This window comes from Vibrio sp. 16, assembly GCF_963681195.1.
Classification (GTDB): Bacteria; Pseudomonadota; Gammaproteobacteria; order Enterobacterales; family Vibrionaceae; genus Vibrio; species Vibrio sinaloensis_D.
The window spans coordinates 788,798-808,375 of sequence record NZ_OY808998.1; the positions used below are offsets into that span (position 1 = coordinate 788,798).

18 protein-coding genes are annotated in these 19,578 nt (G+C 46.6%); 11 read left to right on the plus strand and 7 right to left on the minus strand.

Features of this window, described 5'->3' with window-relative positions:
* Positions 1–120 precede the first annotated feature (120 nt).
* Positions 121–963: a DMT family transporter gene (locus tag U9J37_RS17895; RefSeq protein ID WP_005469227.1), complete on the plus strand. Its 843-nt coding sequence runs from the start codon at positions 121–123 to the stop codon at positions 961–963.
* Between the two features lie 14 nt (positions 964–977).
* Here U9J37_RS17895 and U9J37_RS17900 read toward each other — a convergent pair whose 3' ends face one another.
* Genes U9J37_RS17900 through U9J37_RS21380 form a run of 3 tightly spaced genes read right to left on the minus strand, consistent with a single transcriptional unit; the run spans position 978 to position 1,877 of the window.
* Positions 978–1,172, minus strand: coding sequence for a hypothetical protein (locus U9J37_RS17900; RefSeq protein ID WP_005469148.1), 195 nt, complete (start codon positions 1,170–1,172; stop codon positions 978–980).
* 40 nt (positions 1,173–1,212) lie between these two features.
* Positions 1,213–1,641, minus strand: a complete 429-nt coding sequence (locus tag U9J37_RS17905; protein ID WP_005469191.1) for a hypothetical protein — start codon at positions 1,639–1,641, stop codon at positions 1,213–1,215.
* A gap of 11 nt (positions 1,642–1,652) precedes the next feature.
* Positions 1,653–1,877, minus strand: coding sequence for a prepilin-type N-terminal cleavage/methylation domain-containing protein (locus U9J37_RS21380; protein ID WP_005469215.1), 225 nt, complete (start codon positions 1,875–1,877; stop codon positions 1,653–1,655).
* A 1,106-nt stretch (positions 1,878–2,983) separates the two neighbouring features.
* On the opposite strand from U9J37_RS21380, the gene U9J37_RS17910 reads away from it, so the two are divergent.
* Positions 2,984–3,991 (plus strand): porin, encoded by a 1,008-nt coding sequence (locus U9J37_RS17910; RefSeq protein WP_005469068.1) that lies wholly within the window; start codon positions 2,984–2,986, stop codon positions 3,989–3,991.
* Positions 3,992–4,125: 134 nt separating this feature from the next.
* Here the strand turns inward: U9J37_RS17910 and U9J37_RS17915 are convergent, their stop codons facing one another.
* From U9J37_RS17915 to U9J37_RS17925, 3 genes are all read right to left on the minus strand, one after another.
* On the minus strand, positions 4,126–4,620 hold the full coding sequence (locus U9J37_RS17915; RefSeq protein WP_005469010.1) for a peptidylprolyl isomerase: 495 nt from the start codon (positions 4,618–4,620) through the stop codon (positions 4,126–4,128).
* Positions 4,621–4,737: 117 nt separating this feature from the next.
* Complete coding sequence (locus tag U9J37_RS17920; protein WP_005469232.1) at positions 4,738–5,601, minus strand: MurR/RpiR family transcriptional regulator; 864 nt, start codon at positions 5,599–5,601, stop codon at positions 4,738–4,740.
* Positions 5,602–5,696: 95 nt separating this feature from the next.
* On the minus strand, positions 5,697–6,968 hold the full coding sequence (locus U9J37_RS17925; protein ID WP_005469331.1) for an amino acid deaminase: 1,272 nt from the start codon (positions 6,966–6,968) through the stop codon (positions 5,697–5,699).
* A 179-nt stretch (positions 6,969–7,147) separates the two neighbouring features.
* Between U9J37_RS17925 and U9J37_RS17930 the strand changes: the two genes are divergently transcribed.
* The 7 genes from U9J37_RS17930 to U9J37_RS17960 all read left to right on the plus strand — a co-directional run bounded on the left by U9J37_RS17930 (position 7,148) and on the right by U9J37_RS17960 (position 16,015).
* Positions 7,148–8,590: an N-acyl-D-amino-acid deacylase family protein gene (locus U9J37_RS17930; RefSeq protein WP_005469436.1), complete on the plus strand. Its 1,443-nt coding sequence runs from the start codon at positions 7,148–7,150 to the stop codon at positions 8,588–8,590.
* Positions 8,591–8,649: 59 nt separating this feature from the next.
* A complete protein-coding gene (locus U9J37_RS17935; protein WP_005469093.1) occupies positions 8,650–9,042 on the plus strand; it encodes a RidA family protein in 393 nt (130 codons plus the stop codon).
* 211 nt (positions 9,043–9,253) lie between these two features.
* Positions 9,254–10,774, plus strand: coding sequence for a sodium:solute symporter family protein (locus U9J37_RS17940; protein WP_005469198.1), 1,521 nt, complete (start codon positions 9,254–9,256; stop codon positions 10,772–10,774).
* Between the two features lie 63 nt (positions 10,775–10,837).
* Complete coding sequence (locus tag U9J37_RS17945; RefSeq protein WP_043886410.1) at positions 10,838–11,779, plus strand: sugar kinase; 942 nt, start codon at positions 10,838–10,840, stop codon at positions 11,777–11,779.
* A 19-nt stretch (positions 11,780–11,798) separates the two neighbouring features.
* Complete coding sequence (locus U9J37_RS17950) at positions 11,799–12,428, plus strand: bifunctional 4-hydroxy-2-oxoglutarate aldolase/2-dehydro-3-deoxy-phosphogluconate aldolase (RefSeq protein WP_005469021.1); 630 nt, start codon at positions 11,799–11,801, stop codon at positions 12,426–12,428.
* 35 nt (positions 12,429–12,463) lie between these two features.
* Complete coding sequence (locus U9J37_RS17955) at positions 12,464–14,914, plus strand: beta-N-acetylhexosaminidase (RefSeq protein WP_005469451.1); 2,451 nt, start codon at positions 12,464–12,466, stop codon at positions 14,912–14,914.
* Positions 14,915–14,986: 72 nt separating this feature from the next.
* Entirely contained in the window at positions 14,987–16,015 is a 1,029-nt protein-coding gene (locus U9J37_RS17960) for a lactonase family protein (protein WP_043886454.1), read from the plus strand.
* Between the two features lie 7 nt (positions 16,016–16,022).
* On the opposite strand, the gene U9J37_RS17965 is transcribed toward U9J37_RS17960, so the two are convergent.
* The gene (locus U9J37_RS17965; RefSeq protein ID WP_005469172.1) at positions 16,023–16,796 is read right to left on the minus strand and encodes a helix-turn-helix domain-containing protein; all 774 of its coding nucleotides are present in this window, start codon (positions 16,794–16,796) and stop codon (positions 16,023–16,025) included.
* A 120-nt stretch (positions 16,797–16,916) separates the two neighbouring features.
* Here U9J37_RS17965 and U9J37_RS17970 point away from each other — a divergent pair, with 120 nt between their 5' ends.
* Positions 16,917–18,179, plus strand: coding sequence for an MFS transporter (locus tag U9J37_RS17970; RefSeq protein WP_043886411.1), 1,263 nt, complete (start codon positions 16,917–16,919; stop codon positions 18,177–18,179).
* A gap of 161 nt (positions 18,180–18,340) precedes the next feature.
* Entirely contained in the window at positions 18,341–19,552 is a 1,212-nt protein-coding gene (locus tag U9J37_RS17975; RefSeq protein ID WP_005469096.1) for a glycerophosphodiester phosphodiesterase family protein, read from the plus strand.
* Positions 19,553–19,578 lie beyond the last annotated feature (26 nt).

Consider the following 19,578-nt stretch of genomic DNA (forward strand, 5'->3'; position numbering starts at 1 on the left):
GTTGATTTCAGCGGCTTCACGGCGCTTTTACATAGATTGATTTCGAATCAGTCAGAAGGTTTCGAGCTAGTCGTATCGGTCGGGCTTGCGATACTCTTCGATTAGATTACAAGGATTGTTATGCCGACCTCACTGACTCTACCCATTGCACTTATTGCATTTGCTGCCAACTCATTTTTTTGTCGTTTTGCTTTAGCGGAAGGCTCGATTGACCCTGGTTCGTTTACCTTGATTCGACTTGTGTCAGGGGCGCTCACTCTGTCGGTCATTTTATTGTTTCGACGTCAGCTGGAATCTTCTTTTTTTAAAAGCCGTTTGAGCTGGTGGTCGGGAATGGCGTTGTTTGGCTATGCGGTGAGTTTTTCATTCGCTTATACCCAACTCAGCACCGGAACAGGGGCGCTGATCTTGTTTGGTATGGTTCAGCTCACTCTCGTTGCATTCCATGTTTGGTCAGGTAACCGCCTTAAATCGGCAGAGTGGTTTGGTATTGCGATTGCGATATCGGGCTTTGTGATTTTGATGCTGCCATCAGCGCAAACGCCAAGTCTAGGCTCTGCTGTATTGATGATGATTTCTGGGGTGTTTTGGGCGGTATTTACCTTACTTGGCAGAAAAAGTGGCGTGGCTTCTGTCGCGATTACTCACGGTTTTGTCCTAGCTAGCGTATTGGCGTTAGCGGTAAGCCCATGGTTGATGAGTGCCCATAGTATTACATTCCAAGGAGCTACTTGGGCGCTGTTATCCGGTATTTTTGCTTCGGGGTTTGGTTATGTACTTTGGTATCAGGTGATGAAGCACATATCCGTTCTGCAAGCCTCTGTGGCTCAACTGGCGGTCCCTGTAATTGCGTTCGCCGCCGGCAGTATTGGGCTAGGGGAGCCAATTACCCTAACCGCAGTGGTTTCATCACTGCTGGTATTGGGTGGAATTGGGGTGATATTTGTGGCTAAGGGGCTATAAATGCAATGAGTATATTATGGCTTTGGTGGAGGGCATTTGTGCTCCGAGTCAACGACAATCAATACTCCACAGCCAATAACACCGCCCACGTCGTCAGTGGCGCTGGTCGTATCTGGGTCTGGGATATCTCTTGGCTCGCTGCGCTTTCCAGAAGTACAGCCGAGCAACAAAAGAGAAACGACCAAGGTGCTTAGTAGGAACTTGTTCATGAGTTATTGCTCTCCATGTAGTTCATCTCTTCGTCGGTCATTAGAATCTCAGCGCGGCACCAAGGTAAACATTGCCATTGCCATCGAATTCGGTGTTGGCTTGTTTGTATCCCGCTCGAACATCGAATAGACCTAAGTTTTGGCCAATTTCAAAACCGTAAACGAGGTGTGCACCTAAACCATCATTAAACTTATGGTAGCCAAGGATTGGTGTTAAGTAGATGGTACCAATCGGGAAAGTGGGCTTCATATTGAGACCAAATGATCGGACGTCTTCTGTGTGTTGTGTGTAGGCTAGTTCATAACCAAATCTGAGCGTTTTGTCTGCGGTAAAGTCGAAGCCGTATTGGATAGAGCCTTGAGAGCCATCAAGAAAAGAATCGACACCAAGATAGCCACTGTCTGCGAGCGAGCTTGCTGTGAATACACTGGAACTGATGAACATGGTTACTAACAGTTGTTTTTTCATATTAAGCCTAATTATTGAAATACTGAGGATAAATTATCTTCACGCAACGTAGGTTTGGTATATTTATCCGCAACGGAGTTATAGGTATTTGCTTTTATTTTGCTTAATGCACTAATTGTCGACTGACTATTAAGCGAATAAAACTTTGGCAGGCCAATTACCATGATAACGGATAAAATAATAATAACGACGACAAACTCAGTGAGAGAATATCCTTTCATCGCTAACCCTAACATTTGAGTTGCTTGTTAATGTTGCATTATCAACAGGATGGGTATAAATAAAGATTGCGAAAAATGCTGCAGTCACTCTTAGAATAATATTCATAGTGTTTACTCCTAAATAACATGGCGAGACAATTAAATACTTTGCTATTTATACATTGAGCAGAGAATTTCAAATCCTCGTGGACTCAATAGATCATGCAAGGTTTTCACTTTTAAATCTTTTCTTTGAACAACCTTGTTCTTTTTTGATTTACACATCAGACACTTGTTTTTATCTGACGAACTGTAAAACTTCCTCGGTGAGATTTTTACAGAGTGTCCGTTGTTGCATATTAGCGTTATCTTTACATCGTAACCAATGAACCTAGAGATGGAGGGCATGCTCCAACCCTTTTCAATCACCGCTTTCTCAAGTCTCTTTCTGGCGTCAATTTTTCTACTATTCATGGTAAACCGTCATTTAAATGGCGAATGGATTTTAACCCATGTTTTTGGAGAATCTAGAGGGGCTTACATTACTTACAAAGCCAGAGCGCCTGGGCTTCGATGGTTTTTTTGGGGTGGATTAAGAGAAAAGCATGGATTTAATAAATGTGATCTCTGACCACATCAGACTTTCAGCGAGTTTTCTGCTTTATGAGTAAGTCATCCTTTGGTGGTTTTATAGGCAAACAGCTCTCTGTTTAAACTTACGATTGCTTACGTTAGTCCCTTATTTCCCCTCATCTGTTTTAAATCAGAACGTATTCCATAGAGTAATAGCGTCCCCATACTGTAAATTTTAACTCTATTGATGGGGATAAAAGATATCGTTAAGCGACCATGTTGTCGGTGTGCAAGAATAAATACATTTTTATGACTTTATAATTGAAAGAATTATTTTCTTAGGTGATATATGAATGTTCTTGAAGTTGATGATTGTAAGTTATTGTAATAAATGCAGGGTTTCTCTTTTCTAAAACAAGATTTGTAATGATTTGTCAGGGCTTTGATTAAAATAAATGCAAAGTTAAGATATGTAAGCATTTGCTGATTATGTTTTTTATTTTGTTAACCTAATTTCAGTTATCAAACGAATAACTAATTTTAAGAATCAAAGCAGTGGATTATATATTATGAAAAAGACTCTATTAGCAATCGCTATTCTAGCTAGCGGTACAGCATCAGCAGCAATTAATGTTCACACATCTGAAAACGTTTCTGTGGACGTTTCTGGTGCGGTTGAAGTACAAGCTTTCCAAAGCCGTTTTAACGTAAAAAACGATAAAGCGTACAACGAAGATGTAAAAGGTCGTCTAGATGACGGTGACCTACAAATCGACATCACTGCGCCAATTAACGATGACCTTAAAGGTATCGCATCTACAGGTTGGAAATACGAGAGCAACGCAGTAGAAAACGACCTGTTGTTTGTTGGTCTACAATCGGCGTCTTTCGGAACTTTGACAGCGGGTCGTCAAGCAACCATCGTTGATGGTTCTGGTATCTCTAACGACATCGAGTTTGGTCTAGGTCTTTACGATTCAAACGGTGACAAGCAATCTGTATTTGGCGTGACATCTGCAGACGAAGTACTGAAGTACAAGTTCGAAAAAGACGGCTACTGGGTAGGTGTTTCTTACGCTCAAGAAAATGACGCATCAGTTAAACAAAAGAACTCTGCATACGATCTTGGTGCGGGAGCAACATTTGCTGACCTAACAGTTGCGGCTTATTACCAAAATGTCTCTGCTAAAGATAAAGACGGTAAAGGTTCTCAGAAAGCTTACCAACTAGACGCATCTTACAAGTTGGATGCACTTACTCTTGGTGCCTCTTACGCAGATTCTGACCTAAAAATCGGTTCAACTAAAGCTAGCCTAGATGTTGCTAAACTGACAGCAGCGTACACGATTGAGAAAACGACTTTCGCGTTGGGTGCAGATCAAGGTCACGTTAAAGCAGACGGTCAAAAAGTTAAGCTAAACAACTACTACGCGAACGTAACATACAAGTTTACAGATAACGTAAAAGCGTACTCTGAAGTGGGTTACCTAAACTCAGACAAGCTAGAAAAAGCACTTAAAGCTGAAGGCGCAAAACTAAAACTAGGCTACGTTGTCGGCCTAGAAGTTAAATTCTAATCATCCACTGCCAAGGATTTAGAATCATCGGGCGTGTTCTCCTTTTCTTCGCCCGATAAAACTTAGCCATCTAAATTGCAATTAATGGATTAAGTTTATAGCCCCAATGCCTCGTATTGGGGCTTTTTTGATTGTTAGTCTTTGATGATTACTTTCTCAATTTTAATGGTGTCTAATGGCACGTCATCATGGCCTTTTTTAGAGCCAGTCATTGCTTTACCAATGTTGTTCACCACCTCCATACCTGCGGTCACTTTGCCAAAGACGGCGTAACCCCAACCGTTATTGGTTTTAGCGGTATGGTCTAAGAAATTGTTGTCATCAAGGTTGATAAAGAATTGAGCCGTTGCTGAATGCGGTGCATCGGTTCGAGCGAAGGCAATAGTACCTGTTAGGTTTTTTAGCCCTCGGTTTGCTTCGTTCGCAATCGGCGCGTGCGTCTCTTTCTCTGTCATATCTTCTGTGTGGCCGCCACCTTGGATCATAAAGCCATCGATAACTCGGTGGAAAATGGTCCCTTCGTAGAAACCTTCTTGGCAGTAGCGGAGAAAGTTCTTTGAGCTCACTGGCGCTTTTTCCATGTTGAGTTCGATTTCGATGTCGCCATAGGTGGTCGATAAGATAATCATAGTGATGAATACTCGATAGGTTTGATTTGGCCAGAGTATAGCAGTCAGTGTGGTGGAATTGCAGCGCGTATGTAGCAAAGGCTTAGCCTGAGTTATTTGAGCTAAGCCTTAAGTGAGTTAGTCTCCTAGTGGTTGTCGGTCTAACCCGCCGCGGTAGGAGTCAAGGGCCAGTTTCAAGCGGCGCAGTTTATCGCGTGAGCGGCGTTTATGGTTGACCGCCAGTGCCATGGAAAGCACATCGACGAGCGCTAGCATGGCATAGCGCGATGCAGACGGTTTATAGATAAAGTCTGTCTCTTGGTGCTCGATAGGTAGAGTTAAATCCGCGATACTATCTAGCGGCGTCGATTTTGGGGTAATCGCAATCACTTTTACTCCGTACTCTTTGGCAAGTTCAGCGGTTTCGACAATCGCTGGGGTATAGCCCGTTGCAGAGAGCATCACAATCACGTCATTGCTGTCGGCGGTAGAGGCAATCATACGCGACATAAGCCCATCGTTATAGGCGACAACCGCGTAACCTAAGCGAAAAAGACGGTGCTGCATCTCTTGAGAAGCAATGGTCGAGCCGCCACCCATACCAATTGAAATAACTTGTCTTGCGCCATGTAGCCACTCGACGGCGGTATCAATGTCTTGTTCGTTGATAAGGTTACGGTTGATGTCTAACGACTGCTTAATGGATTCGTAAATGCCCTGATAACCAGTTTGATCGGGCGGCTCAAGAATAAAGCGTTGACCGACGGTGAGCGTTTGAGCCAGCTTAATCTTCATATCACGAACGTTCTTGCAACCAACGGCTTTCGCAAAGCGCGTAATCGTCGCTTCACTTACTTCGGCACTTTCTGCCAACTCAGTAATGCTTGCGTTGGCCGCACTTTCAATATCGTCCATGATCAGTTTGGCGACTTTCTTTTCAGCGTCACGCAGGGCACTGAATCGCTCGGTAATGCGCGAGATAATATCGACTTCTAAACTCAAGGTGTTGTCCTACTATTTTTTTGTTGGAGGCGACGCGCCATGCCAGGTACTTGAGCCTCCAAAATTTGCCATTCAGTATACTTAAAAATCCATGTCTAGAAACGGGTCTCTACCCAATGGGTGACATGGTAATCATCGTCGCAAATTGCTATCGAGCGCCACTTATCGAGGGTTAAACATGGGTGAGAGGTTGAAAAAGCGACGATGTCACCGACATTCAGATCTGAGCTAGGATCGATTTCAATAAAAGCGTGCTGATCCATGACCGCGGTAGTGGTGGCGCTGCCTACTTCAATCTGTCGACCATGGCGGTAAGCGCGTTCTGGGATCGGCAGACCCGCATCAAACGCGACGTCACGTTTGCCTAATCCTGCTACCAATCGGTTTGGCTCCGGTCTGGAAATGATGTGCGCCCATACTTCGAGTGACGATTGCAAGTCGCCCCCGAGATCGCAGGCTGCGCCTTGGTTTTTCTCTGCGCGCGCCATCACCTTGTTTTGCGCTTCTAGGTAGATGCCAGTGTCATGAATGGCGTAGCAACCAGGGCGAATGATCGCGTCTACATCGTCTAAGTTGGCCAAGCATTCCGAGACCACGTCATACCATGCTGAGCCTGCACCTGTAACGATTGGCTGAGTACTGATGAGCTGTTCTTGCTTCAATGTGCGAGCTAAAGAAAGGCTACGAGTCAGGAGGTCACGCACTAGTTGCTCGGCGTTGTCACCGTGAATCACCCCTTCATACACTTCAATGCCGCGCAGACAAAGTGGTGAATATTGTTGGATCAACTGAGCCTGCTCCATCACTTGCGATTCGGTTCGACAACCACAGCGACCGCCCTCGACCCCAAACTCTATGAGTAGATTCAGGTGAACTTGGCGCTTGGCAAAGAAGTGACCTAAGGCTTGGATATTAAGGGCTGAATCAACACACACATACAGCTCGACATCTTGGCGTTCAATTAAGTTTGCCATGATCGCCATATTGGCTTTACCCACCACCTGATTGGCGATGATGATATGTTTCGCCCCTGCTAATGCGGCAATTTCTGCTTGAGCGGGCGTCGCAACGGTGATCCCCCAAGCGCCATGCTCTAGCTGCTGGCGGAAAAAGTCCGGCGTCATGGTGGTTTTCCCGTGCGGGCAAAGTTTAACCTTGTGCTGCAGGGCAAAGCGCTGCATCCAATCTAGGTTGTTGTTTAGTTTTGAGTGCTGAATGACCGCCGCTGGCAGGCTCACTTCTTCATTGATTAAGCTGAACTTTTCTTGACTAGAGGTTGAATAAGGTTGGCTTTTTTCGCCACAGCTCGGTGGTGTGATGGGCTCGATTTGGTAGTTAATATCACAGTTTGAATTAAAGTCTTTCATCGCAAGCTCACTTCTAACACGTTTTAAGTTGTTGATTTATATTGTTTGTTGGTTTTTATATTAATTGTAATGTTAGAAACTATCAAACATTGTGGGCGCTTTTGTGTGTTTTATCACTGATTTAAGTAAGGAGATTATTAGTATAGGAAGCCTATAAACGACGGACGAAAAGGTGAGCCATGGTGTTCGATACCATTATCAAAAGTGTAGAGGTCTTTGACGGTACCGGCGCTAAGCCATTTATGGCGGATGTTGCGATTTGCGGCACACGAATTGAAAAACTTGAACGTATTGGGCAACTTGAATCTGCACAAGCGAAACAGGTGATTGATGGTCAAGGTTTGGCGATTGCTCCTGGTTTTATCGATGTGCATACCCACGATGATACCAACGTTATTCGTTACCCAGAGTGCTTACCAAAGATAAGCCAAGGGGTAACCACGGTGATTGTTGGTAACTGTGGCATCAGTGCTAGCCCAGTCGTACTGGCAGGCGATCCACCAGACCCAATGAACCTACTGGGAAAGCAAGAAGATTTTAAATACCCAACGTTTGCCCGCTATGCCAAAGCGGTAGAGCAAGCGCAGCCTGCCGTCAACGTCGCGGCATTGGTCGGTCATACTGCGTTACGCAATAACGTGATGGACGATCTGCAACGTACGGCGACGGAAGAAGAAATTACCCAAATGCGAGCAACCCTCGATCAAGCGATGGAAGAAGGCGCATTGGGGCTGAGCTCTGGTTTAGCGTACGCGAGTGCCAAGCAAGCAACAGCCAATGAGGTTATGCGTCTTGCTCAAGTGTTGGGTGAGCATGGTGGCATCTATACCACTCACATGCGCACAGAATTTGAAGAAATACTTGCGGCAATGGAAGAAGCGTTCGAGACGGGGAAGTTTGCCAAAGTCCCTGTGGTGATTTCTCACCTTAAGTGTGCGGGTGCAGGTAACTGGGGCAGAACCGTTGAAGTGCTTAACTTGATGGACAAGGTCTCTAAGCACCAAGACGTGTCGTGTGATTGTTACCCATACTCTGCGAGCTCATCAACCCTTGACCTTAAGCAAGTGACAGACGACTTCGATATCTTTATCACTTGGTCGGAGTCTCACCCGCAACACGCAGGCAAGATGCTTAAGCAGATCGCAGACGAAATGGATCGCCCATTAATGGAGGCGGCGAAAGCGTTGCAACCAGCAGGCGCGGTTTATCACTGCATGGATGAAAACGATGTGAAGCGGGTACTTAAGTACAAGTTGACCATGGTGGGCTCAGATGGGCTTCCGAACGACCCACATCCTCATCCGCGTTTGTGGGGCACATTTCCTAAAGTGCTTGGCTATTACAGTCGTGACGAGAAGCTTTTTCCACTGGCGGAAGCGATTCACAAAATGACGGGTATGTCAGCCAAGCGCTACAACTTGCATGGCCGAGGCGAAATTCGCGTCGGAGCCTATGCCGACTTAGTTTTATTTAATCCAAACACGATTAAAGATACCGCTACATTCGAGAACCCAGTTTCCGTGGCAAGAGGTGTTGAATGTGTATTTGTAAATGGTGAGTTGTCTTATTTTGAGGGCAGCGTGACTAATAAACGAAGTGGTGTATTTATTTATAGAAAATAAATGGCCAAATAAATAAGCGAACATTAATTAAATTATTTTATATTTTACTGGAGAATATTATGTCTATTAAACGTTACGGTGTTGAAGGTGGTACAGGTACGGGTGGTCAGCATCTTCCGTTTGCTCGTGCAACTGAAGCGGGGGGCTTCCTTTATGTATCGGGTCAGACACCAATGACAGATGGAGAAGTGGTTGAAGGCGGCATTGTTGACCAATCTCGCCTAGCCATTCATAACTGCGTCGACATCATGACAGAAGCCGGCTACACGCTTGAGGATGTGGTGCATGTAAAAGTGGTACTAACAGACTCTCGCTACTTCCAGTCGTTCAACAAAGTGTTTAAAGAGTTCTTTGGCGAGCATCCACCAGCGCGCATTTGCATGGTGTGTGACTTAGTTGTGGATGTGAAGGTCGAAGTGGACGTAACCTGCTATCGAGAAGATCGCCGATAACCTCACAAAGATAGAATCTATAGCGCCGGGTTTATGTTTATCCCTGTTAATATTTTCTCGGCGCTCTTACCCTACAAAATAAATTAAAAGCAACAGCACATATAAATAGTGATCTTAATTCAAATTAATAATAGGGCTATTTGTATCTAGGAATAAAAAGTAACTGCTCGTTGTAAATAATTAAATATGGATTTTAATTAAGAGGTGTTCGATGAATAGTACACTGTTTCTCACTGGTTTTGGCGTATATGTCTTATTTTTAATCTGGCTTGGCTGGTTTGTTTCTCGTAACCAAAAGTCAGGAGAAGATTTCCTATTGGGTGGTCGTGGTCTGCCACTGTTTCTTGTTTTAGGTACCACAGTAGCAACCATGGTTGGCACGGGCTCTAGTATGGGCGCGGTTGGCTTTGGTTACGCAAATGGCTGGGCTGGAGCGCTTTATGGCATTGGCGGTGCCATAGGTATCTTGCTACTTGCTCTCTGGTTTGCCCCAGTCCGTAAACTCAACTTTATGACAATGAGTGAAGAACTCGCTTACTACGTGGGTGCAAACCGCATCGTTAAGAACGTGGTTGGTCTGCTTATCTTTATCGCGTCAATTGGGTGGCTCGGTGCACATATTCTTGGTGGTGGGATGTACCTCGCTTGGATTGCAGACATCGAACTTAGCACGGCGAAAATGATCATTGCAGCGGCATTTACCATCTACGTTGTTATCGGTGGCTACACGGCTGTTGTGTGGACCGATACGATTCAAGCTATCATTCTCTTTGTTGGCTTCATTCTAATGGCGGTACTGTCAGTGCAGCACATTGGTGGCTTAGATAACTTATACGCCGCGATGGATCCCGCAGCGACAAGCTTCCTAGCGATTGAAAAACTCGGTCTTCTGCCTGCAATTTCTCTTGCGGTTGTGATTGGTGTCGGTGTACTTGCAACACCATCATTTCGTCAGCGTATCTACTCAGGTAAGGATGTTTCTACGATTCGCCGCTCTTTTGTTGGCTCGGGTATCTTGTACCTTTTCTTCTCTATCATTCCCGCCATCATCGGTATGGCCGCACATGCCATTGACCCAACGCTAACTAACCCGAACTTCTCGTTCCCCTACATTGCGGCAACCGTCTTGCCTGTGGGTGTTGGCTTAATTGTTCTTATCGCGGGCCTTTCGGCAACCATGTCGAGCGCAAGCTCTGATGCGATTGCCGGCGTCTCTATCTTATTGCGTGACGTGTATGTGATGTTCACAGGCCGCGTGCCAAATAAAGAGTCTATGCTGAATTACTCTCGTCTTGCTCTTGTGGTGGTGATTGGCTGTGCTTTGTTGTTCGCTCTTACCTCAAACGACATCATTAGCTACATCACTAAAATGATTTCAACGGTTATGTCAGGCATGTTTGTCTGCGGTATGCTGGGTCGCTTCTGGAAACGCTACAACTGGCAAGGTGCGCTGGCGACACTGGCAGGGGCGTCTATCGCGTCAATTACCGTCATGATGAGCGCAGACCTAACCGCATTCTGGGGCAACCCAGTGATTCCTTCATGCCTGTTCGCATTAACTGCGGGTATCGTGGTGAGCTTAGTGACGCCTGCGAACCAAGTAAGCCCAGAAATGGCACGTGCAATTCTTGATGATGAGCGAGCGCTGATGGAAATGGAACTGTCCGACAAAGGCCAACTAGACGAAGACGTTTCACTGCAAAATCGTCAAGCAGTGAAGAGTGCTTTTTAAACATCCATCATACTAAATTGGGTGGTTCAGCAATGGGCCACCACACTAAACAGGTGAGCCCAAATGACACATCCAATTCATATCGCGTTCTTCGGTGAATGCATGATTGAACTTAGCGGCCTTCCTCTTAAAAAGGGTTTCGGTGGCGATACACTAAACACCGCACTTTACCTTTCTCGTCTGACTAAGCGTACCACTCTTTCAGTGAGTTACGCCACTGGGCTAGGTAAAGATGCGCTATCACAGCAGCTCATCGAAGCTTGGCAGCAAGAGGGGATTAATACCTCGCTGGTGGAGCAATACGGCGACAAACTACCTGGGCTTTACATGGTGGAAACGGACCCTCAAGGTGAGCGCAGCTTTATGTATTGGCGAGACAGCGCCGCGGTTAAAAGTTACTTCCTTAACGCAGAGCTCAGCAAGCTTGAACAGGCAATGAAGCAAGGCCGCGTTGATGCGGTTTATTTAAGTGGTATTAGCTTGGCGATTCTTTCTGATGTGTGTAAAAAGCGGCTTATTGATGCATTAAGTGATTTTTCACAAGCGGGTGGACAGGTGATGTTTGATAATAACTTCCGCCCTCAATTGTGGACAAGCGAACAAGCCAAATACTGGTATGGTCAGCTTCTTCCACTAGTTGATATTGCTCTCATTACTGAAGATGATGATCAGTTGGTGTGGGGAGCGGACGAAAGCGTCGAGCAGCGCAGTGTACGTTTAGGTTGCAAAGAAACGGTGATCAAACGCGGCTGTGAGCCATGTAAAGTGATTTGGCAGCAAGGTGGCGAAACACATCATGCTTATGTCAGCGCAGAGCAGGTCGCCAATGTGGTTGATACTTGTGCGGCGGGCGATTCGTTTGCAGCAGGCTATTTAGCGGCAAGACTTAATGGACAAAGTGCCGAAGCTGCGGCGGCGTTAGGCCATCAGCTAGCGTCAACTGTGATTCAATTTTCAGGTGCGATCATCCCGAAATCGGAAATGGCCCACCTCACTCTTTCTTAACAATTTCTGGGTAATAAACATGAACAACGAAATGATCAACAAACTAAAACAATTCAAAGTTATCCCTGTTATTCAAATCAACAAAGTGGAGCATGCGGTACCTTTGGCAAAAGTCTTAGTGGAAAACGGCTTGCCAGTCGCGGAGGTGACCTTTCGCACAGAAGCTGCAGCTGACGCGATTAAAGCGATGAGCGAAGCCTACCCAGAAATGTGTGTAGGTGCTGGTACGGTATTAAACGCGCAGCAGGTTGACCAAGCCAAAGCCGCAGGTTCTGAGTTCGTGGTTGCTCCCGGATTGAATCCAAACACGGTCCGTTACTGCCAAGAAGTGGGCATGCCAATAGTTCCGGGCGTAAACAACCCAAGCCAAGTTGAGCAAGCGTTAGAGCTTGGTCTGAATTTCCTAAAATTCTTCCCTGCGGAAGCGTCTGGTGGGGTCGCCATGGTGAAATCCCTACTTGCACCGTATGTGGATGTGAGCTTGATGCCAACAGGCGGCATCGGTAAAGGCAACGTCAATGATTATCTAGCGATTGATCGAGTCGTGTGCTGCGGTGGCACGTGGATGGTGGCGCCAAGTTTGATTGAAAACGAGCAGTGGGATGAGATCGCAAAGTTAGTCCGCGAAGCGGTCGAGCATGTGGCGTAGCTCAGAACAACAACCTTTAATACAGGACAAAGACAATGAAAAAAGCGACGTTAGCTCTACTCGTTTCGGGCTTAATGACAGGACCTGCAGCAATGGCAATGGCACCCAATACCGACTTAAACCTTATGCCTTACCCACAAGAAGTGGAACTGGGCTCGGGCTCTGTAAGCATCGACAAAGCGTTTAGTATTTTCATCAAAGGTTACGATTCTGAGCGCGTTCAGTTTAACGCGAAGCGCACCATGGAACGTTTATACCGTCAGACTGGCCTGCCAATGCTCCACTGGCAGGCGGAGTCTGAAAAAGACGCCACCTTAGTGATCGACATTCGCAAAGGACCAAAAGATGCTGTGCAAAATATTGATAGCGATGAGTCATACCAACTTGAGGTAAAAGATGGTCAAATTCGCCTCTCATCTGAACGTCCGTATGGTGCATTCCACGGCCTTGAAACCTTCCTCCAGCTTGTGACCACCGATTCGAACGGCTATTCGGTTCCAGTGGTGTCAATTGACGATGAACCTCGCTTTAAATGGCGCGGCGTCTCTTACGATACTTCTCGTCACTTCATTGAGCTCGACGTGATTCTGCGTCAGTTGGATGCCATGGCATCGGCGAAAATGAACGTGTTCCATTGGCACATTTGGGACGATCAAGGCATCCGCATTCAGCTCGACAACTACACCAAGCTTTGGTCTGAAACCGCTGACGGTGACTACTACACCAAAGATGAAATCCGCTACGTCGTAAATTACGCACGCAACCTTGGTATTCGTGTCATTCCAGAAATTTCACTGCCAGGTCACGCGTCGGCGGTTGCACACGCTTACCCTGAACTCATGTCTGGCATGGGCGAGCAGTCTTACCCACAGCAACGTGGTTGGGGTGTGTTTGAGCCGTTAATGGACCCGACTAATCCAGAGCTTTACACCATGCTTGCGAGCGTGTTTGATGAGGTAGTCGAGCTGTTCCCAGATGAGTATTTCCACATTGGCGGTGATGAGCCAAATTACAAACAGTGGAAAGAGAACCCGAAGATCCAACAATTCATTGCGGACAACAATTTAGATGGTGAACGCGGCTTGCAATCTTACCTCAACACTAGAGTTGAAAAGATGCTCGAAGAGCGTGGCAAGAAGATGTCGGGCTGGGATGAAATTTGGCACAAAGACTTACCCAAATCGATCGTTATCCAAAGCTGGCGCGGGCATGACAGCATTGGTCGTGCAGCAAAAGAGGGTTACCAAGGCGTACTGTCTACCGGCTACTACTTAGATCAACCGCAGCCAACTAGCTACCACTACCGCAACGACCCAATGCCAAAAGGCGTCACGGTGGATGACACGCTACACAGCGGTGAAAAGTTCGAAACGTACGACTGGGTGAAGCCACGCAACAAGGGCGGCCCGCGTAAAGGTAATCTCACCATTATCGAAGCAAAAGATGGCACTTTCCGCGCATTTACCGACTATAACGGCAAATCTCGTGAAGAAGTGCATATTCTAGAATACATACCTGGGGTTAAATTCCGTGGTCACTTCGATAACTTCATGTCCTACACAGAATTCAACTATCAATTTGCAGGCGGCAAGCTGAAAGAGGGCAGTTACCAGATCATTGGTAATGTTCGCTGGCCAGCAACGGGTGAACTGGTCGCAAGCAGCGCAACCAAAGGCAGTGTCATTCCAGAGCCAAATGGCGGCTATCCAGCAGAGCTAAAAGGTAAGGAGAAAGATCTAATCTTAGGTGGTGAAATTACCATTTGGGGTGAGAACCTAGATTCAATGACCATCGAGCAGCGCCTATGGCCACGCAGCTATGCGATTGCTGAGCGTTTATGGTCAAGCCAAGAGCTAACAGACGAGCGCAGCATGTATCAGCGCATGAGCGTGATGGACACATGGTCTGAAATCTCTTTAGGTCTGCGCCATCACGCCGACGCGACTATGATGCTCAAACGTCTGGCTAATGGTGCTGACGTGACACCACTACAAACGTTGGCCAAGTACATCGAGCCTGCTCAGTACTACGCACGTCACTGGGAAAAATGGATTTCAACGCCAAATAAAGGCGATCTTTACAACCAGTATGAACGTCTAAACCGCTTTGCGGATGCCTTGCCAGTAGAGAGCTTAGCTGTGTATGAGATGAACGATCTTGTTGAGGCGTTCGCAAATGGCGATAAAGCCGCACTAGACAAACTTGCGATGCATTACCAAGTCGTGTCGTTGGCGGCACAGCAAGCGAAACCCATCTTTGCCAACAACGTAGCCTCGGTTGATACCGTGAAAGTGGCAGATGCGACGGTTAAAGTTGCAGAGCTGGCAAATACCTTGGTTGAGATTGCCAAACAAGGGAAAACGATTCGTCAGGCGGATGCCGCGGAATATCAAGGTGTGATTAATGATAACGCCATCATCCTAGATGAAACGATTGCCGCCATCGTTAAACCAACAGAGCGTTTGCTTCACATTTTGACCAAGTAGTCGTGAAACCATTTGCCGCTAGCCTGCGCTGGCGGCATTGTGCTGGATAACATTCTTATTGGAATCATGATGATGCAAGCAAGTAACCACTTACTCTTTTATGTAGGAACCTACACCGACTCACCCAGTAAAAGCCAAGGGATCGGAATGGTCAGCCTGAACCAAAACACCGGTGAACTGATCCGTTTAGAGGACGTTTATCCGCTGCGAAATCCCTCTTATCTAACCCAAACTAAGCACGCCTTGTATAGCTTTTCCGAAGTGGCTCAAGAAGATGGAGCCCAGCTCGTATGTCTGCAAGAAAAAGCCGCCTATTCAGTGCCGATTGAAGGTGATTATCCTTGTCATGTGGATGTGTCAGCTGATGGGCAGTATCTCGCAGTGGCGAACTATGGCTCAGGCAATGTGAGTATTTACTCTCTAGATAGCCAAGGTATCGCCAACACTTTAGTGGCTAACTTGTTTGAAGATGGGCAAGGCCCCAATAAAGACCGCCAGCTTTCACCTCACGCGCATCAAGCGGTGTTTCTAAAGCATCAACCCACACTGGCGACCGTCGATTTAGGCAGCGATGCCATCCGTTTTTATACCATTGAACAAGATAAGTTTTCACTCGCTCAGACGGTCGCGTTTCCGCCGGGATCAGGGCCACGTCATTTGGTGTTCAATCACGCTGAAGAGACGGCGTATGTAGTGTGTGAGCTAAGTGAAACCTTGGTGGTACTAACGCAGAAAGAAAGTGGTTGGCAGATTGAACAACAATTACCGCTATTGCCCGATAGTGAGATAGGGCAAGCCGCGTCAGCAATAAATCTCTCTGCCGATGAGCGCTTTGTTTATGTTTCTTGTCGTCACCAAAACCAGATTAGCTGCTTTGATGTCTCTGGTGAAAAAGTTCAATGGCTATTTGGCTCAGAGTGTGGTGGTTCATTCCCGCGTGACTTTACTCTTTCATCATGTGGAGAGTGGTTGGTGGTGGCCAATCAGCACTCCAATAACCTAGTCAGTTACCAACGAAACCTAAATGACGGCACATTAACGCCAACCGGCCATAAGTGCCAAATCGACAGCCCGGTCTGTTTAGTCGAACAACCTAAATAACGTCTGTTTAGGCTGACGGTTCTGTCAGCCTAACAATATTGGGTAGCTCCGCGTGAAATGCCCCTTCCGCCCCCATAAAGCCAAAGGTATAAGGTGTCACTTTTAGCCCTTTTCTTGCTCGTATATCTTGGCTTTCTCGAAGTAAGTTAAACATCCAGTCTTCTAGCTTTTTGTTGATCTCTTGGAACTCTTGGTGAGTTAACTCTGCTTTTAAGCTAATTAAAAACGCTTGGTCATCGTCGACGGGAATATTGATGACCCGCTTTTGTAATCCTGAAAGCACCTTCGCGCTGAAAAACTCTGGGTATTTGGCGCCTTGCTCAAAAGCGGTGTGGCCGGGAACGAGTAGTTTACATTGATTGAAAGGCCCAAGAGCGACTAAGCCTGCTTGCTCTAACTTTCGTAAATAAAGATGAGTGGACGCGGCGTCGAGTTGATAACGCTTGGCAATATCATCGACAGTCTTGTTCTCTGCCAGTTCACTCCAAAAGGTAAACAGCGCTGGGCAAGCGTAAAAAGCGGCATCTTGCTCTGGCGTAAAAAGAGGAATGGCATGTAAGTTTTTTTCCGCTTGTTCAAGCAGTTTCGAGAGAGGAAATTCAAGCCACTGACTGATAGCGATCAAGCGCTGCATCGACATGGGTTGAGCATTGTTCAGTAGCCGTTTGACACTGACTTCCGAGATGTCTAATTCAGCGGCTAAATCTTGATACGACGCGCCTCGACTCTTTAGTTTCTGCTTCACCAAATTACATACTTCTTGAGCGAGCTGCTGATCCATATTGGCTCCTAATCTGCCGTTCGATACCTTGGGTATCATAATAGTGACCTTTTGGTATTTTGATTGAGATTAAAGGTCGTTATGAGATTCTTTTCTCACTATTTTGCTCAGGAAAGTGCCATGTCTCAACAGCAATTGATTCGATGCTATGCCACCCAGCAAGCATTTCACTGGTTTATCACTGGGATGCTCATCCCGGTTTTAATTTTGATATTTCAATCTCGTGGGCTGAGTTTGACTGACATCGGTTTGGTGATGGCGGTATGGATTGGCACCACCACCTTTTTGGAGATTCCCTTAGGTAGTGCCGCAGACCGATTTGGCCGACGTAAAACCTATTTGCTTTCTTTGTTGCTGAGTATGTTGGGGGTCTTGGCCTTATTGTTTGCATCAACAATGCCCTCGGTCCTCGCCAGCGCGATATTGCTTGGTGCGGCTCGGGCGGTCTATTCCGGTACGTTAGATGCTTGGTTTTATGATGCTTATCAGCTGTCACCCGGGCCGCTTTCTTATCATGATGCGCTGGCGAGAATAAACCTTATGGTCACAGTCGGGTTGGCGCTAGGTTCGTTGGTCGGAGGCGGGTTGCCTGATGTTGCCTTGCATCATCAGTGGTTTGAGTCAAAATATGACCTAAATTTGATCCTCATTGTCGCGGCAACAGGTGTCCTTTTCATGGTGACCTTAACGCTTATTCCGAGCGAAGCACCTCCCTTGACTCAACAGAAACCCTCGCAGCAACAATCACTGCTTTCTACCTGCGTGCAGGCGCTGAACGAGGCATTTCGCCACGATGTATTGAAGCGAGTGATGCAAACGACCTTGGTGTTTGGCGTGGTATTGAGTAGCGTTGAAAACCTCTGGCAGCCATATCTTGCCAATATTATGGGCGATGATACGGCCAGCACCTTGATCTATGGGGTTATCTCGGCACTCTACTTTTTAATGGCGGCAGCGGCATCTTGGTGCTCCGTTAAGGGATTGCGTTGGTTTTGTGGCTCCCATCGAATGTTGCTTTTTGCCAGCCGCTTATCTGCTGGCATGGTGTTGTTGTTGATGTCGACAACAACGCAAGTTACGAGCTTTTCTCTTGCTTATCTGATGTTTTTCTTCCTTTTTACCTTGGGTGAAAACTCGCAAATGGTGTTGGTCAATGACAATACTAAGGCCGAGTTTCGTTCGACTATGCTCTCGATCAGTTCCTTTGTTGTCACCTGCGGTGGAATGATCGCGTCGTTAGGGTTTGGCTATTTATCGGATCACTTTGGCATTTCAGCCAGTTGGAGTGTTGCGGCGTTGCTGCTGGTGGTATCGTCTTTTGGCTTTATACGAATTCCAGCACAAATGTCTCGAACTAACGGCGTGGTGGAATCGGGTCGATAGGTTTGATTCACGGCTTTATCATTGAAACGTCATAAACTTTTTACAATTATCTGTTTGAGTTATAGGCGAAAAGTTTTGCTGTGTTGTATGCCGTTCGATGCGTCATCATGTCAAAACCAGAACAATAAAACATAACTCGTTTCCTCAAGGAGAAACAACAGATGAAGCAGATCCTAACCAGTGGTATTGCGCTCTTGCTTGGTATGAGCTCAATGGCGATGGCGGCGAATGAACCTGCACAAGTAGGTCCGCGTCCTTTGTACTTGGTCAGTGACATGGAAGATGGTCCTCTTAAATCAAAATTAGAAAGTTGCAGTGCAGGTCCTTTTTATCGCAGCGACTTTTCGATTGGTCACCGCGGCGCGGCAATGCAGTTTCCAGAGCATACTAAAGAGTCTTACCTTGCGGCGATTGCAATGGGAGCGGGGGTTCTGGAGTGTGATGTGACCTTTACCAAGGATAAACAATTGGTTTGTCGTCACTCACAAAGTGATCTGCACACTACAACGGATGTGCTTGCGCACCCTGAATTGGCGAAGAAGTGTTCTGTTCCGTTCAAACCTGCCAATCCCGAAACTGGCGAAGATGCCCAAGTAGAGTGTCGTACGTCAGACTTTACCCTCGCGGAGTTCAAGACTCTCAAGGGTAAAATGGATGGCGCGAACCCGAAAGCCACCACGATTGAAGAGTACATGAATGGCACTCCGGGCTGGCGCACTGACTTGTATTCGCAAACGGGTACATTGATGACGCATGCGGAAAGCGCGGCGCTGTTTAAAAAGCATGGTGTAAAAGTCACACCTGAGCTGAAATCAGCGGCGGTAGAAATGCCATATCAAGGCTTTAGCCAGAAAGATTATGCTCAAAAGCTGATTGATGAACTCAAAGCAGCCGGCTTCTCTGCAAAAGAGGCTTACGTGCAGTCATTCAATCTTGATGACGTGAAGTACTGGATTAAAAACGAGCCTGAGTTTGGTCAGCAAGCGGTCTATCTTGATGATCGCGTCTATAACCTAAAAGACTTCACGGCGACGCTGGAAAACATGAAAGCGCTCTCTGATCAAGGCGTTAACATCATTGCGCCTCCTCTTTATGCGCTGATTGATTTAGATGAGAAAAACAGCATTGTTGCCTCTGAGTATGCCAAGCTGGCAAAACAAGCGGATTTGGACATCATCGCATGGACGTTAGAGCGTTCAGGGCCACTTGCGCAAGGTGGTGGTTGGTACTATCAAAGCGTTACCGAGCAGATCAAGCAAGATGGCGATATGATGAAAGTGTTGGATGTGTTGGCGAAAGATGTCGGCGTACTGGGGGTCTTCAGTGATTGGCCTTCAACAGTCACTTACTACGCCAACTGTATGGACATCTAACCACGGCCATAGAAGAGAAAAGCCCG

Bases quoted from the DNA above. Each gene is read 5' to 3' on its own strand.
- U9J37_RS17965 (WP_005469172.1), bottom strand. From the start codon at position 16,796: ATGGATCAGCAGCTCGCTCAAGAAGTATGTAATTTGGTGAAGCAGAAA.
- U9J37_RS17895 (WP_005469227.1), top strand. From the start codon at position 121: ATGCCGACCTCACTGACTCTACCCATTGCACTTATTGCATTTGCTGCC.
- U9J37_RS21380 (WP_005469215.1), bottom strand. From the start codon at position 1,877: ATGTTAGGGTTAGCGATGAAAGGATATTCTCTCACTGAGTTTGTCGTC.
- U9J37_RS17925 (WP_005469331.1), bottom strand. From the start codon at position 6,968: ATGAAAGACTTTAATTCAAACTGTGATATTAACTACCAAATCGAGCCC.
- U9J37_RS17950 (WP_005469021.1), top strand. From the start codon at position 11,799: ATGAACAACGAAATGATCAACAAACTAAAACAATTCAAAGTTATCCCT.
- U9J37_RS17955 (WP_005469451.1), top strand. From the start codon at position 12,464: ATGAAAAAAGCGACGTTAGCTCTACTCGTTTCGGGCTTAATGACAGGA.
- U9J37_RS17970 (WP_043886411.1), top strand. From the start codon at position 16,917: ATGTCTCAACAGCAATTGATTCGATGCTATGCCACCCAGCAAGCATTT.
- U9J37_RS17935 (WP_005469093.1), top strand. From the start codon at position 8,650: ATGTCTATTAAACGTTACGGTGTTGAAGGTGGTACAGGTACGGGTGGT.
- U9J37_RS17910 (WP_005469068.1), top strand. From the start codon at position 2,984: ATGAAAAAGACTCTATTAGCAATCGCTATTCTAGCTAGCGGTACAGCA.
- U9J37_RS17905 (WP_005469191.1), bottom strand. From the start codon at position 1,641: ATGAAAAAACAACTGTTAGTAACCATGTTCATCAGTTCCAGTGTATTC.
- U9J37_RS17945 (WP_043886410.1), top strand. From the start codon at position 10,838: ATGACACATCCAATTCATATCGCGTTCTTCGGTGAATGCATGATTGAA.
- U9J37_RS17960 (WP_043886454.1), top strand. From the start codon at position 14,987: ATGCAAGCAAGTAACCACTTACTCTTTTATGTAGGAACCTACACCGAC.
- U9J37_RS17975 (WP_005469096.1), top strand. From the start codon at position 18,341: ATGAAGCAGATCCTAACCAGTGGTATTGCGCTCTTGCTTGGTATGAGC.
- U9J37_RS17940 (WP_005469198.1), top strand. From the start codon at position 9,254: ATGAATAGTACACTGTTTCTCACTGGTTTTGGCGTATATGTCTTATTT.
- U9J37_RS17900 (WP_005469148.1), bottom strand. From the start codon at position 1,172: ATGAACAAGTTCCTACTAAGCACCTTGGTCGTTTCTCTTTTGTTGCTC.
- U9J37_RS17930 (WP_005469436.1), top strand. From the start codon at position 7,148: ATGGTGTTCGATACCATTATCAAAAGTGTAGAGGTCTTTGACGGTACC.
- U9J37_RS17915 (WP_005469010.1), bottom strand. From the start codon at position 4,620: ATGATTATCTTATCGACCACCTATGGCGACATCGAAATCGAACTCAAC.